The organism is Streptosporangium sp. CA-135522 (assembly GCF_050949235.1).
GTDB lineage: Bacteria > Actinomycetota > Actinomycetes > Streptosporangiales > Streptosporangiaceae > Streptosporangium.
Window position 1 is genome coordinate 8528195 of sequence record NZ_CP192026.1, and the last position, 13970, is coordinate 8542164.

12 protein-coding genes are annotated in these 13970 nt (G+C 69.3%); 3 read left to right on the plus strand and 9 right to left on the minus strand.

Annotation, left to right across the window (positions count from 1 at the left end; genetic code table 11):
- Positions 1–53 precede the first annotated feature (53 nt).
- A complete protein-coding gene (locus tag ACQPYK_RS40180) occupies positions 54–803 on the plus strand; it encodes an SDR family oxidoreductase (RefSeq protein WP_433243632.1) in 750 nt (249 codons plus the stop codon).
- 56 nt (positions 804–859) lie between these two features.
- On the opposite strand, the gene ACQPYK_RS40185 is transcribed toward ACQPYK_RS40180, so the two are convergent.
- Entirely contained in the window at positions 860–1816 is a 957-nt protein-coding gene (locus ACQPYK_RS40185) for a TIGR03885 family FMN-dependent LLM class oxidoreductase (RefSeq protein ID WP_433243634.1), read from the minus strand.
- Positions 1817–2093: 277 nt separating this feature from the next.
- Positions 2094–2729, minus strand: coding sequence for a TetR/AcrR family transcriptional regulator (locus tag ACQPYK_RS40190; protein WP_433243637.1), 636 nt, complete (start codon positions 2727–2729; stop codon positions 2094–2096).
- A gap of 248 nt (positions 2730–2977) precedes the next feature.
- Between ACQPYK_RS40190 and mca the strand changes: the two genes are divergently transcribed.
- The gene (gene mca, locus ACQPYK_RS40195) at positions 2978–3922 is read left to right on the plus strand and encodes a mycothiol conjugate amidase Mca (RefSeq protein ID WP_433243640.1); all 945 of its coding nucleotides are present in this window, start codon (positions 2978–2980) and stop codon (positions 3920–3922) included.
- A gap of 131 nt (positions 3923–4053) precedes the next feature.
- Here mca and ACQPYK_RS40200 read toward each other — a convergent pair whose 3' ends face one another.
- The 7 genes from ACQPYK_RS40200 to ACQPYK_RS40230 form a co-directional block, all read right to left on the minus strand.
- Positions 4054–5142, minus strand: a complete 1089-nt coding sequence (locus tag ACQPYK_RS40200; RefSeq protein ID WP_433243643.1) for a hypothetical protein — start codon at positions 5140–5142, stop codon at positions 4054–4056.
- A 254-nt stretch (positions 5143–5396) separates the two neighbouring features.
- Positions 5397–5783, minus strand: coding sequence for a YbaB/EbfC family nucleoid-associated protein (locus ACQPYK_RS40205; protein WP_433243646.1), 387 nt, complete (start codon positions 5781–5783; stop codon positions 5397–5399).
- A 14-nt stretch (positions 5784–5797) separates the two neighbouring features.
- A complete protein-coding gene (locus ACQPYK_RS40210; RefSeq protein WP_433243649.1) occupies positions 5798–6739 on the minus strand; it encodes a hypothetical protein in 942 nt (313 codons plus the stop codon).
- A 14-nt stretch (positions 6740–6753) separates the two neighbouring features.
- A complete protein-coding gene (locus ACQPYK_RS40215) occupies positions 6754–7140 on the minus strand; it encodes a hypothetical protein (protein ID WP_433243652.1) in 387 nt (128 codons plus the stop codon).
- A 216-nt stretch (positions 7141–7356) separates the two neighbouring features.
- The gene (locus tag ACQPYK_RS40220; RefSeq protein WP_433243654.1) at positions 7357–7731 is read right to left on the minus strand and encodes an STAS domain-containing protein; all 375 of its coding nucleotides are present in this window, start codon (positions 7729–7731) and stop codon (positions 7357–7359) included.
- A gap of 151 nt (positions 7732–7882) precedes the next feature.
- Positions 7883–9661, minus strand: a complete 1779-nt coding sequence (locus ACQPYK_RS40225) for an amino acid transporter (RefSeq protein WP_433243657.1) — start codon at positions 9659–9661, stop codon at positions 7883–7885.
- A 358-nt stretch (positions 9662–10019) separates the two neighbouring features.
- Positions 10020–12950, minus strand: coding sequence for a glycosyl hydrolase (locus tag ACQPYK_RS40230; protein ID WP_433243660.1), 2931 nt, complete (start codon positions 12948–12950; stop codon positions 10020–10022).
- A 537-nt stretch (positions 12951–13487) separates the two neighbouring features.
- On the opposite strand from ACQPYK_RS40230, the gene ACQPYK_RS40235 reads away from it, so the two are divergent.
- The gene (locus ACQPYK_RS40235; protein ID WP_433243663.1) at positions 13488–13856 is read left to right on the plus strand and encodes a hypothetical protein; all 369 of its coding nucleotides are present in this window, start codon (positions 13488–13490) and stop codon (positions 13854–13856) included.
- Positions 13857–13970: the final 114 nt, after the last annotated feature.

Below are 13970 nucleotides of genomic sequence, written 5' to 3' on the forward strand. Positions count from 1 at the left end.
GTGCAGGGGTCGCCGACGGGCGGCGACGCCCCCTGATCACGAAGGAACCGTTCATGACCGTTCAGACCCCCGCATCCCTGCCGGCCGCCGCCTCGCTTCGGGGGCGGCGAATGGTCGTCATCGGCGCCGGCTCCCGCACCGGCCGCCTGCTCGCGATGACGGCGTCCGCCGCCGGCGCCGAGCTGATCCTCGCCGGCCCCGATGCCCGGAAACTGGAGTGGACCGCCGGGGAGGTGACCGGTCCCGCGCGGGTGGTGCCGGTCGACCTCTCCGACGAGGACTCCATCGCGAAGCTGGCCGCCGAGACCGGCGAGCTCGACCACCTGGTGTCGACGGCGGCGATGCCCGCGAACGGCCCGGTGGCGGAGCTCGAGCTCGCCGCCGTACGGCGCGCCTTCGACGCCAAGGTGGTCGGGCCGCTGCTGCTCGCCAAGCACCTGGCCGGGCGGGTACGCGACGGCGGCTCCTTCACCTTCTTCTCCGGTGTCGCCGCCTGGCGGCCCAGCCCGGGGCGCGCCGTGATGGCCACCACCAACGGCGCGCTGGCGTTCCTCGTCGAAGCGCTCGCCGTCGAACTCGCGCCGATCCGGGTCAACGCCGTCTCCCCCGGCATCGTCGATTCCGGCTCCTGGGACGCGATGGGCGGCGACAAGGAGACGTTCCTGCGCGGCGTCGCCGAGCGGAACCCGGCCCGGCGTGTGGGCACCTCCGACGACCTGGTCCAGGCCGTCCTGTTCGCCGTCGCCAACCCGTTCGTCACCGGCACCGTGCTGCACGTCGACGGCGGCGGGCGCCTTTCCTGAACGTCCTCGCGCGGACGCCTTCCGGTGTCCGCGCCGGATGCCCGCGCCCGACGGCGTCAACGCAGCCGGGGAAGGACCTTCGCGCCGAAGGCGTCGATGAAGGCACTCTGCTCCTGACCGACGTGGTGCAGGTAGATCTCGTCGAAGCCCAGCTCCACGTAATCGTCGATCCAGGCCGCGTGCCGTCCCAGATCGGCCGAGATGTTGACCACCTCGGCGACCTTTGAGGGCGGCACGTCCGCCGAGATCACGTCGAAGAGTTCGGCGGTGTCGAGGTCCCAGCTCACGGGCGGGCCGAAGACGTTGCTCCGCCACTGGTCGTGGGCGATCGCCAGGGCTTCCTCCTCGCTCTCGGCCCAGCTCAGGTGGACCTGGAGAGCGATCTTTCCCCGGCCGCCCGCGTCCCGGTAGGCCCCGACGACCTCGCGCAGCCTCTCGATCGGGCCGTTGACAGTGATCAGGCCGTCGGCCCACTCCGCGCACCAGCGTGCGGTCTGGGCGCTCACCGCGGCCCCGACCAGCTTGGGCGGGGTCTCCGGCCGGGTCCACAGACGGGCGCGGTCCACGGTCACCAGGCCGTCATGACTGACCTCCTCCCCCGCCAGCAGCGCCCGGATGACGTCAATGCACTCCCGCAGGCGCGCCGTACGGACGTCCTTACGCGGCCAGCGGTCCCCGGTGATGTGCTCGTTGCTCGCCTCCCCGGTGCCCAGCGCGGCCCAGAACCGGCCGGGGAACATCGCCCCCAGGGTGCCGATCGCCTGGGCGATGATCGCGGGATGGTAGCGCTGGCCGGGTGCGTTGACGATGCCGAACGGCAGCTCGGTGACCTGGAGGGCGGCGCCCAGCCAGGACCAGGCGAAGCCGGAGTGCCCTTGACGGGCGCTCCACGGCGAGAAGTGGTCCGACGACATCGCCGCCGCAAAGCCCGCCTGTTCCGCTCGCGTCACCGCCTTCAGCAACTCGGCCGGGTGGATCTGCTCGTGCGATGAGTGAAAGCCATAGGTCGCCATGCCTTCCGGCTACCCGCGAGACGGGCGTCCACGCAGACCGTGCCGTTCGGGACAGGTCCTTCGGGAGGACTCCCGGGATCGTCCGGATCACGGCCTCGCCGTCGGCAGGCGCGACGCCGTACAAGAGCGGCGCCGAACGGGAGCGGCGCCGTACAAGAGCAGCGCCGTACAAGATGGCGGGGCCGTACAAGATGGCGGGGCCGTACGGGATGGCGGGGCCGTACGGGATGGCGGGGCCGGTGAGGGCGATCGCAGGGTCTCTTGCGCGTCCGGCCCGTCAGCGGACCGCGTAGTCGCCCAGGGAGGGCCGCAGCAGGTCGAAGCTACGGCGGGCGGGCTCGGCGAGACGCTCGGCGATCGACTCGTTGTCCTGCCCGGCCAGGGTGCGGCGGAAGACCTCGTCCAGCAGGACGCGGTAGACCGTGATGATCTGCCCGGCCACGAGGCGGGGCGTGAGGTCGTCTTCGGCGGCGTGCGTCTCGGCGGCGAGGACGACGGCCAGCGCGCCTTCGCGCTGCTCGTGGATCTCCCGGAACCGGGCGGTCAGCGCGGGGCTGCCGACCAGCATGGCGACGAAGTCAGGACCGGAGAAGCCGAGGACGGGGTCGCAGCGCCCGAGTGCCTGGAAGAAGTGGCGGCGCAGCGCGTCAAGGGCGGATTCTCCGGTGGCGCGTTCGGCGACGACTCTGGCGGGACCGGTGACGAGCTCCTCGTGGAGATCGAGGACCAGATCCTCCTTGCGCGGGAAGTGGTTGGTGACGGTCATCTTGGCCACCCCGGCGGCGGCCGCCACCTCGGCGATCGTGACCTTGTCGAAGCCTCGTTCGAGGAAGAGCCGCGTCGCGACATGGGAGATCAGCTCCCGGGTCCGCAGCTTGTTGAGCTCGCGCAGGCTCTGCGTTCCTTCCGCCACGGCCCCACCCTACCCCGTCCCATAGGTCAAACCCATCAAATAGGCTGAGCATAAATTTGTGTTTGACCTAATAATTGGGTTTGACCTAACTTGATGACCGTCAGGTCGTCCACGAGAGGAAAGCCCATGACCGCCTCCGCCACTCACCACTCCCCGGCCGCACCCCCCATCGGCCCGGCACTGCTGTACGCCGCCAAGAAGCCCTGACGTCCACCGATCAGCACCGACCTCGGAGGAGAACCATGAACATGCGCGTCACCCGAGACGAGACGCTTCGCCTGCTCAGCGTGCACGCCCACCCCGACGACGAGTCGAGCAAGGGCGCGGCGACGCTCGCCCGGTATGCGGCCGAAGGGGTGGACGTCATGGTCGCCACCTGCACGGGCGGCGAACGCGGCTCGGTGCTCAACCCGCGTATGGACCGGCCCGAAGTCCGGGCGAACCTCACCGGACTGCGCCGGGAGGAGATGGCCGCCGCCCGGGAGATCCTCGGCGTGCGGCAGCGCTTCCTCGGCTTCGTCGACTCCGGCCCGCCCGCCGACGGCGAGCCGCTGCCGGAAGGCTGCTTCGCGCTCGAACCCCTGGAGACGGCCGCCGCGTCGCTGATCGCGCTCATCCGGGAATTCCGTCCGCACGTGGTCGTCACCTACGACGAGACCGGCGGCTACCCGCATCCCGACCACATCAGAACCCACCAGGTCACCATGCGGGCCTTCGAGGCGGCAGGCGACCCGGAGCACCGCCCCGGAACGGGTGCGCCCTGGCAGCCGCTGAAGCTTTACTACCAGGGCGCCTTCTCCCGGCAGTGGTTTCAGACCATGCACGACGCGATGACCGCCCGCGGCGTCGACTCGGCTATGGGCGCCCTCCTCGCCGACTGGCCCGACACCACGCCCGGTCTCGACATCACCACCCGCGTCGAGTGCGCGGACTACTTCTCCGTACGGGATCGGGCGCTGCTCGCGCACGCCACCCAGATCGACCCCGAGGCGGGTTTCATGGCCCACCCCCGCTCCGTCGAACGGCAGGTCTGGCCGACCGAGGACTATCACCTGGCCCGCAGCCTCGTCTCCACCCGCCTGCCCGAGGACGACCTCTTCGCGGGCCTGCGCCCCGCGGCGCCGCCGACGGACACGCTCCCGCCGGCCGCCGGGAACAGGCCGTTCAAAACGGGCCGCGAAGGCGTCCTGTGACCTCCCACAGGCGGCGAGCCGTCTCTGCGTCATAGGACGCGGCCGAGGAGGCCACGGGGCCGTGGCGGTTGCAGTAACGGCCCGCGCGCACCTCGGGGCCGAGCGCGAGACGGCCGTACCGGGTGTCGAGGTCAGAAGGCCGAGGTGTAGGTGGTCAGGGAAGGCTGGTCAACGCGGGTGCCGGCGTTGTAGCAGACGACGTTGCGGACGATCGCGGTGCCGCCGCTGGTGTTCCACAGGGTCACCAGGTTGCAGAATTCAGGACCCGTCCCGTAGGCGGTGACCTGGACGTGGTCGGGCAGGACGCCGACGGCCGGGAAGATCACCATGCGCTGGCCGGTCCCGGCGGTCTGCACGGTGTTCACCGCACCCTGGGAGTTGTAGTTGACCCCCGGCGGCACCGGCGCGTAGGGCCCGGGGTTGGCCGGGGTGTTGTCGAAGGTGTAGGCGAAGTTCTTCGGCGGGATCGCCGCCCCGGTGATGGCCCGCTGACGCTGGTAGGTCAGCGTCCAGCCGGTGTTGAACGGGACGTTCGTCGCGTTGTGGCAGCGCACCTGCACCGTCTGAGCGCCGGGCGCCGATCCCCAGCCGCCGACCTTGCAGCGGGCGGGGTTGATCGGGTTGACCGCGGTCACCTGGACGTTCCCCTCCGGCCCCGGCGAGCCCAGTCCCGGCAGGGTGACGTTCCAGACGCCCACTCCCAGCGGGGTGACGCCGTTGGCCGCCCCGGACGAGTTGAACTGGGTGGCGACCAGGGAGCCGTTGTAATGGACGTAGCCGAACGCCTGCGGCGCGGGCAGGATGCCCGTGCTCTGCTCGAAGACGATGGTGTACGGGGTGAACACCGGGCCGCCGCCGTACTTGTAGCACTGCACCACCGCGATCAGGTCGGGCCCCGAGGGGCCCCATTTCTGGGCCTGACACCAGTAGGCGGTCTGGGCGATCGCGGTGACGTGCACGACGCCGCCGTCGATCGCGAGCTGCGGGAACTTCACGTAGGTCTGCCCCACCCCGCCCGGAGACACCGAGACGTTGAATCCAGCCCCCCAGCTGCCCGCCTGGTGAGCGGGGTCGGGAATTCCGGAGGTGAGGTTGACGTGGGCGAATCCCCATCGGTTCGGAACCGCGGCCTGGGCGCTCGCGGCCACGGCGGTGAGCCCGGCCGCGAACATAACGGTGACACAAAGGATCCTGACGATCACTTTTGGTAATCGACGCATGTCGGCCTCGTTCCGCTGGGGGGCTTGGACGATCAGGCACGCCCGCGACGCCGTACGGCATGCGGATCACGACGGCGGGACCACCTGGCTCACAACTGGCTCTGAGCTCTTGATAGCCCGCCCGCCACCCCTTGAGAAGACCCAACCTTTCCGCACGGGCTGACCGTCCGGCCCCCGCGCGGTCAACTGCCCGCCCACGCCGCCACGCCCCGGTCTCGCCCGGCAGGCGGAGAACGGCGCGTGCCTGCGCCCCGCTAGTCCAGGTCCCGCAGCCGTCGGGCGACCTCGTCCTCCCGTTCCGTCATCGACCGGTCGAAGGCCTCCTGGATCTCCCGCAGCCCGTCCCAGAACCTCGCCTGGTCGGGGAGCCCCTCCGGCGCGAGCGGGCCGAGCGCCCCGCCGACCAGCTCGCGCGTCTTGCGTTGCCCGTCCGCCTGCGCCCGCCGTACGGCTTCGGCCGCCTCGTCCGCCAGCTCGTGGCTGTCCATGCGCATGACACGCGGGTTGAAGGTGAGTTTCAGCAGGCCGCCGGCCGGGTCGGTGACGGCGCGGATGAGCCCGCCGGCGGCTTCCCCCTCACCGGTGACCTCGCCGAGGCCGTCTTCCATGTGGCGCAGGACAGCCTCGTCCGGGTAGCTCACGGCATGCTCCTTCACTATTTGAATTTCCATCCGGGCGGGAAGATGACCGCCCGCAGGCCGTGCCCGGTGAGCTTGTTCACCCACTCGTCGTAGGTGGGCAGGTATTCCCCGTCGCCGTCTAGGGCACTGTAGGTGGGGGTGTAGCCGGCCCCCGAGCCGAACAGGCGCGCCCCCATCTCGATGCCGCGGTTGGTCGGCAGGTTGCGGAAGGGAAGCTTGGCGATGTCGTAGCCGACGACGTACGCGCTGTTGCCGGCGACGATCTTGCCGAACTCGGTGAGGTGCTCCTTCACCGAGCCGACCGGCTGGCCGTGGGCGACCTTGCTGAGGTCGGTGGCCGCCATCGATCCGGCGGCGTAGGCCGGGCCGTCCAGCGCCATGTACAGGAGTGTGATCATGGTGTAATTGGGCACCGCCATCTCCATGATCTTCGCCGCGCTCGCGCCGAAGGAGAGCTTGAGACTCTTCGCCACCTTGACCAGCGCGGCGATCCGCGCGGCGGCGATCCCGTAGAGGGCGGTGGTCATCGGCTGGAACGCGACGGCCCACAGGATCTGCATGATCTGGTCGTCGAGCTCGGCGAGATGCTTGTGGGTGTCGTCCACCAGGTGCGCGTAGGCCTCGCAGCCGATCGCCACGACGCGGCAGTCCTTGGCGAGCTGCGCCGGATAGACGGCGACGGCGCCCATGTAGAGGCTCTTGAAGGCCTCGACGGCCGGGCCGCTGTTTTTCGGGTTGCTCCACACCGAGACGGCCAGCTTGTCGGCGCGGTCGGCGATGCCGTCGGAGGCCTTCTCCCCGCGTCCGCCGTCGATGTCGTCGGCGAGCTGGTTGAAGATCCGTGCGATCTCCCGGAGCTTGCCGGACGGGATCTCTGGGGCGGTGAGGCCTCCGTAGATCCGCAGCGCCGACAGATAGACCGCGCCGGTGCCCATGAGCACCTGGAGCCCCAGCATGGGAGAGATCGCTATCAACGGTCGCCCCGTTTGGGCTCCGCGACGTCGGCAAGATAGTCCGGCACCTTCTCCAGGTCGTCCGCGATGCCCCAGTCGATGTCCTGGAGGTTCTTGCTCATCGCGAGCAGCCCGCCCCCGATGTCGCCGTAGGCCTCGGCGAGGTCATCCGTCAAGCGCAGCATCTGGTCGCGTTTGGGAGCGAGCCACTGGAGGAAGTGCTGGTCGATCTCTTCCTCGCTGGGCAGCTCGCCGACGGCTTTCAGTCCGTCCCTCGCCTTCTGGACCGCAGCGTGGAGATTTTCTTTGAGCTTGGCGAAGTCGGGCGCCGTCCTGTCCTGCAGCTGGTCGTGGTCGAGTGCCTGCGTGGTCGACGGATTCCCCCCGGCGGGTGGCTCTGCCACGTACACGCTCCTCACTGTGAACAACCACGAAGATCGGTGAAGTGCACCGTGGTCAGAGCGTGGTTTGCCGCTGTTCCAGCAAAGATAAAACAGAGTTAATGCAGTGTTAAGAGGTGATCGTCACTGATGCCTGACTGTTGCCTGGGCACGCGTGCTCGTCCGGAGGCGACCGGCTCCAACGGATCCGGAGGGTGAGGACGCCATCACATCGGCCGGTCAGGGAGAGTGCGGGCCCCCACGAGAGGCGTATTCCAGGGAGCCGACCACATCGGCGTCGATGGAGAAGAAACCGTAGAGATCGGTCATGCGCAACAGCCGCTCGAAATGGCCCTGCACTCCCGCCAGCCTGAGCCATCCACCTGCGTCGAAGGCCATGGTCATCCCGCTGAGGAACGTCCGCAGGCCGTTGGAGTCGCAGAAGCTGACGTCCCCGACGTCGAGGACGATCTGGGTGTGCCGGTCGGAGACCAGGTCGTGGATCCTCTCCCGCAGGAGCGAGCAGGAATTCCGGTCGATGTCGCCCATGACGGTGAGCACGGCGCAGCCCGCCTCCTCGTGATGGGTGACGCGGATGACCAGATCTCTACTCATCGCTTCGTATCTCCCATGCACCGACGATGCGGCCTGCGCCGGCTGCCGTCCAGACTGATCAAGGTATACCCGCCGCACCCGAGGGCGTGGGCGACGGTCAGGAGACATGTGCGTAACGGCTACGGGTCGAGGATCGCGCCGCCGCGCGGGGTCAGCCGACGTGGACCAGGGGGCGGCGCTCCGCCACGGGTTCGGCCTGGCGCAGGACCTCGCGGGTGAGCGGGGGGACGTCGCCGCCGCCGAAGACCAGGTAGCGCAGGAGCGCCCCGATCGGGTTGCCCTCGGCCCAGTGGAAGTAGACGTTCGGCAGCTTGCCGGTCTCGTCGCGCAGCTGAAGGAGGATCGCCGCGATCGCGTTGGGGATGGTGGCGCTCTCCACCCGCAAGATGCGGAAGCCGTACCGCTCCTCGCCGATCACCCGCAGCTCGGAGGTGAACTCCGACGCGTCGGGCACCGTCACCTCCAGGAAGATCAAGCCCTCCGCGCGCCGCAGGCGGTGACGCTCCCAGGCCTCCCGCGCCTTGTCGACGTACTCCTTGCAGTCGCGGGCGTGCGGCTCGTTGGCGATCAGGTGGATCTCCGCGGCCTCGTTGATGTAGCGGCGGGCCTCGTCGTTCAGGGTGATGTCGGTGACCCGCAGCTCGGTGGAGCGGGTGGCCCGGGAAACCAGCGAGGTGACGACGATCGCCAGGACGAAGAAGAGCGCGATCACCAGGCCGTCGGGGCGTTCGATGATGTTGGCCACCGTCGCGTAGGCGAAGATCAACGTGACGATCCCGAACGGGATCGCGGACTTGCGGCCGTTCTTCCACGCCGACAGCGTGACGGCGACCGCGGCCGACAGGATGAGCGCCAGCACACCGGTGGCGTAGGCGCCGCCCTGCGACTCCACGTCCGCGCCGAAGACGAAGGTGATCACGAAGGAGACGGCCGTGAAGACCAGCACCATCGGCCGGGCGGCGCGTGACCAGTCGGGGGCCATGCCGTAGCGGGGCAGGTAGCGCGGCACGATGTTGAGCAGGCCGGCCAGCGCCGAGGCTCCGGCGAACCACAGGATGGCGATCGTGCTGACGTCGTAGGCGGTGCCGAACCAGTCACCGAGGTAGCCGTGGGCCAGGTAGGCCAGGGCTCGGCCGTTGGCCTTGCCGCCTTCGGCGAACTCCGCCGGCGGGATGAGCAGGGTGGTGGCGAAGCTGGAGGTGATCAGGAAGACGCTCATGATGACCGCGGCGGTGGTCAGCAGTTTCCTGGCGCCCTTGATCCGTTCGGCCAGCTCACCCCTGACCAGGGGCATCACGGCGACACCGGTCTCGAACCCGGACAGGCCCAGGGCGAGTTTGGGCATGACGTACAGGGAGACGGCGATCATGGCGATCGGGCTGGAGTGCTCGGTGGTCAGCGCCGTGCGCCAGTCGGTGATCAGGCTGGGGTCGGCCACGACGTGCTGTACGGCCACCGCCAGGACGACCACGTTGAGCAGCAGGTAGACGACGACCAGGACCACCGCGATGGAGATGGCCTCGCTGAAGCCCATGAGGAAAACGGTCCCGAGCAGGGCGATGAGCACCAGGGTGACCGGCACCTGCCAGCTCCCCCACGCCTGGGGGACGAAGGGGTTGTGCAGGATGTGGGCGGTGGCGTCGGCGGCCGACAGGGTGATCGTCACGATGAAGGCGGTGGCGACGAAGCCGAGCAGGAAAAGCACCAGTAGCTTGCCGCGCCAGCCGGGCAGCAGGCTTTCGAGCATCGACAGCGAGCCCAGACCGTTGGGACTCTCCTTGGCGACCGCGCGGTAGGTGGGCAGGGCGCCGAACAGGGTCAGGGCGACCAGGAGCAGGGTGGCGATCGGGCTGAGGGTTCCGGCGGCCAGGGCGGCGATGCCCGGCTGGTAGCCGAGGGTCGAGAAGTAGTCCACGCCGGTCAGGCACATGACCTGCCACCAGGCATGCTGCTTGTGCGGAGACTCTTCGTGGTGGGGGCCGGGGGTCTTGAGATCGGGTCGATGCAGGCCGTCTAACAGCCATTTTCGAATCCCGGACCCGGTATCCGGCGGGGTCGACATGGTCAACCCGGTCACCCCCTGCGCTTGAACTGGTACATAACAGAGGAACACTACTCAAGTCGGGTGGCAGGCGCCCGACCAGCGTCGCCCTCACGCGGCCTTCCCCTACTGCCCTCCACCCCGGGAAAGGAACGTCCACGGCGACGGGGCCGCTCCGCCGCATGGGCCGGAGCGGCCGGGCCCCCCGCTCCCGGCCGCACCGACGGGCACCGACGGGCACCGACGATCAGCCGAACGGCAGCCGCACCAGGGATCGGTCGCCGACGCCGAGTGCGGTGGGACCGGCGCCGATGGCGCTCCAGACCTCCACTCTCACCCGGCCACCGGAGAGGTTTCCGAGCGTTCCGGACGAGGACTGCAGGCCCGCGGCCTGGGTGTAGTGTTCCCAGCCGGCCACCGGGTCGGTGGCGAAGTAGCGGTAGGTCTCCGTCCGGTCCCAGCTTCCGTCTCCGGTGAGGTCGTAGGAGATCCGCGCCTGGACGCCGTTGGCGACGGTGGTGCCCGCGTCCAGGAGGAGGTCGAAGGCGGTGGCCGCGCCGTTGTACGGGGCGGTCAGACCGGTCGCCGTGAAGACCTGCGCGTTCACGGGTGTGCCGTCGTGGTTGCCGTTGGCCGCGGTCAGCACGACGTTGCCCGCCGCCCCCGGGACGCCGGGCAGTGCCCCACCGGCCTGCAGGTAGCGCGTCGCGGCGAAAGGGCCCGCCGTCGGAGTCGGAGTCGGCGTTGGGGTCGGCGTTGGGGTCGGATCGGGTCCGGTGCCGCCGCCGGCGTTGCCACCGCTCCAGGTGTGGGCTCCCGAGGCGACCGTCTTGCCCGCCGGCACGTTGAGTACGGTGCCGTTGGAGAAGGTCACCGTGATGGCGGTCCCGGTGATGTTGGACGCCACGTAGGTGCGGGCGCCGTTCTTGCTGAACACCTTGGCCAGCGGATGACCGGCGGTGATGGAGGTGTCCACCGTGCCCAGCGCGGCCAGGTTGCGGATCCAGTGGAAGGTGTGTGCCCGGCTCTCCCCCTCCTCCGGGGTGAGAGCGCCGTTGGCGCGGAGGTTCGCCAGGGCGGCGTCCCCGTCGCCGAGGGCGAGGAACTCCCAGATGATGTCGCGCCACACCGTGGGCGGCCCGCCGTTGTTCCTCGTCAGCTCGTTGTAGTTGGTGGTCACATAGGCGGGGTCGTCACCCAGGTAGAAGTGGCCGCCGGTGACCGGGAGCATGTTGATGCCCTGGATCATCTCCGGCTCGGCGCTGAACCAGGTGGCGTAGGCGCCGCCGTCGCCCCAGACCATGCCGACCGTGCTGTGCCCGAAGGCCGCTGGGAAGTTCTGGTTGCGCACGTCGAACCAGTACTCCTGAATCGCCGCCGCCTGCGTGGTGTAGATGTAGACGCCGGCGTCGCGGACCGCCGCGTTGCCGGTGGCCTGGCCCCACTGGATCAGGGCGTTGGCGAAGTTCATGCCCTCGGATGAGGATTCCTGGTTGTTGCCCGCGCCGAACGCTCCGTGACCCGAAGCCCAGTCGTGACCGGCGTAGATGTCGAAGTCGCGTAGGTAGGGAAAGCGCGTGTCGGCGCGGTCGTAGTTGTTGGCGTCGCGGATCAGCAGGTCGACCATGCCGCCGTACTGGCCGGCCTTGGCCCAGCCGGGATCGAACTTGGCGAGGGTCGCGGCGGCCGCGACGTAGTAGCCATAGTGGAAGTGGTGGTCGTTGAGCTCCTGGTCCGAACCGTAGGAGGCCGGGTAGCCGATCAGCGTGCCCCAGGCGGGGTTGAGATAGAAGACCCGGGACGTCTTGCCCGGTGAGGCGGTGAACCAGTCGTTGAGGCGAGCGCGGATGGCGCTCAGGGCGGCGTCGCGGACCGAGGTGAGGTTGAGCTGGTCGGCGATCTCCGCGATGCGGGCGGCGCGGCCCAGCCCTTTGCCGGTCCAGTAGGTGTCGTCGCCCCGGTTGTCCATCGGGTTGCCCAGCTCGGCGTTGAGCAGGTTGGTGACCGTGGCGAGGTCGGCTCCCGCGCCGTCGCCGACGGCGGGCACCTCGGGCAGCACGCCGGTGTACTTCATCGACGTCGTGAACTGCGTCCCAGTAATGATCTTCATCTGGCCGCGCGCGGAGGTGTAGGTCTGAGCGAGCGGGGTCGAACCGGTCAGATGGTTCCACTGATGCGGGTAGAGCGCGATGACGGTGCCGCTCGCACCGCCCTGCCTGGCCATGGTGGTGAAGGCGTACGTTGTGCTCAGCGTGCCGGCGGCCGGGTTGTAGGAGTAGGAGACCCGGGTGCCGGTGACGTGCGCGTGCGCGTACTGGCCGTAGGTGTTCGCCAGCGCGGCGCGGTCGCCGCCCGCGGGCAGCACCGCCACCGAGAAGAAGCCCTTGCCTGCCAGCGACGAGCTGATCGTCGTCCCGGCGACCGTCCAGGTCGCGCCCGCCGGGGCGTAGGCGACGTAGTCGTGCCCGTTGGCCGTGAAGCCGACGGTGGCGCCGCTGTTGGACCAGACCGCCGGGACGCCCGAGGTGGTGATCTGCGCGTCGCCGCCCGTCACCTGGAAGTAGGCGAACGGCAGGCCGTGGCCGATGGTGGCCTTCATGGTCCGGCCGCCACCGCTCCAGTACGGCGTGACCGTCCAGTCGCTCCAGCCGTCGACCTTGACGTCGGGCGAGTTCAGCCCGGCGACGCCGACGAGGATGTCCTGGACGTAGGGGTAGTGGTACTCCCCGACCCCGGTCGCCGTCCCGCTGATCGCAGGTGTGGTGTTGTAGGAGAAGCCGAGGCCGGTGCCGAAGGTGTCGTAGGAGATCGGGTGGGCGTGCAGCGGCTCGCCGTAGGAGCAGTCGGTCCTCTTGTAGAGGATCGACGACCACCAGTCATTGGTCGGTACGGCTCCCGCGGGGGCGTTGGCCGTCACCCACTGGCGCGGGTTGGTGGAGATGGAGCCGCAGCCGGCCGGCAGTGAGCGACCGGCGGGCAGCGTGTCGGCGTAGCCGCCGGCGCCGACGGTCGCCGCCTCGGCGGAGCGGACCACGCTGAGACCGAACATTCCGGCCAGTGCCATCGCGACGGCCACACCGGCGGCGAGGGCGCGTCTGCGTGCCCGGAGGCGGGAGGTGAGTCGTCCGTCATGAGGTTGCGCGCTGTCCGGACCCGAGGTCCGGATCGAGTGATCCATGGGGGGTGCCTCCGAAAGGAGTCGGGATCTGAGGCGAACCTTGCGAGAGAGCGCTCTCTGACCGCGAAAGTAACGGCCTGTGCGACGGGCGTCAATGTTTCGCCGCGGTAACGAGAAGGTGAATCACGGAAGCCCAGGCGAGGGAGTTATCTCCCGTAAATCAGGGGTTTTCACGTGCCGACCGCTCGCCATGGATCAGGGGGCGCCACAGCCGTGTCCCGTTCCGCCGGCGCTCGATGCCCCTGTCTGCATTTGAGAGCGCTCTCTCCATCACGAGCCGGGCGGTGGGACGGACGGCGGGCGCGCGACCGGAAACGGGTGACGGACGGCGGACGGCGGGCGCGGGCGCGGGCGCGGACGACCGGAAACGCGTGACGGGTGACGGGTGACGGGTGACGGGTGACGGGTGACGCGCTATCAACGAACCGTTGCCCCACACAACTCGCCGCGCGGTGACAAAAACAAGGCTGGACACTGCAAGTAACAACTTATTTACTTTGCGTGACCACTCCGGCACCCCCTGCCCCAGGAGACAACATGCAAAGCAAGAGGCTCACGACCATCGCCCTGGCCGCCCTCGTCGGCTGTGCGAGCCTGACGACGATGGCCGCCGCGGCGTCGGCCACGGCCTCCGTCCCGGCTGCGGCTCCGGCCGCGGCCGACTTCACCGGCTACCAGATCGTCAAGCTGCCCAACGCCAACGTCCCCAACTTCCAGCGCCGCACGGTCCGCTGTCCCAGCGGCAAGAAGGCAGTCGGCGGCGGCGCCGAGGCACAGGGCAACGACGCGATCCTGGTCGGCTCCTTCCCCACCGATGACGGTGCCGGCTGGATCGGCCTCGGCCGCCAGAACAACTACAACGACGTCGGCATCAGCGTCTACGTGATCTGCGCCAGCGTCAGCTAGCCTCACCCGCCCCCCAGCTCCGGCCGGACCCCACAGGGTCCGGCCGGAGCCTTTTCCCGCGGATTTCCGCACTTTCCCCAACACCGAGCCGCAATCACTTTACGTTGTGACTGT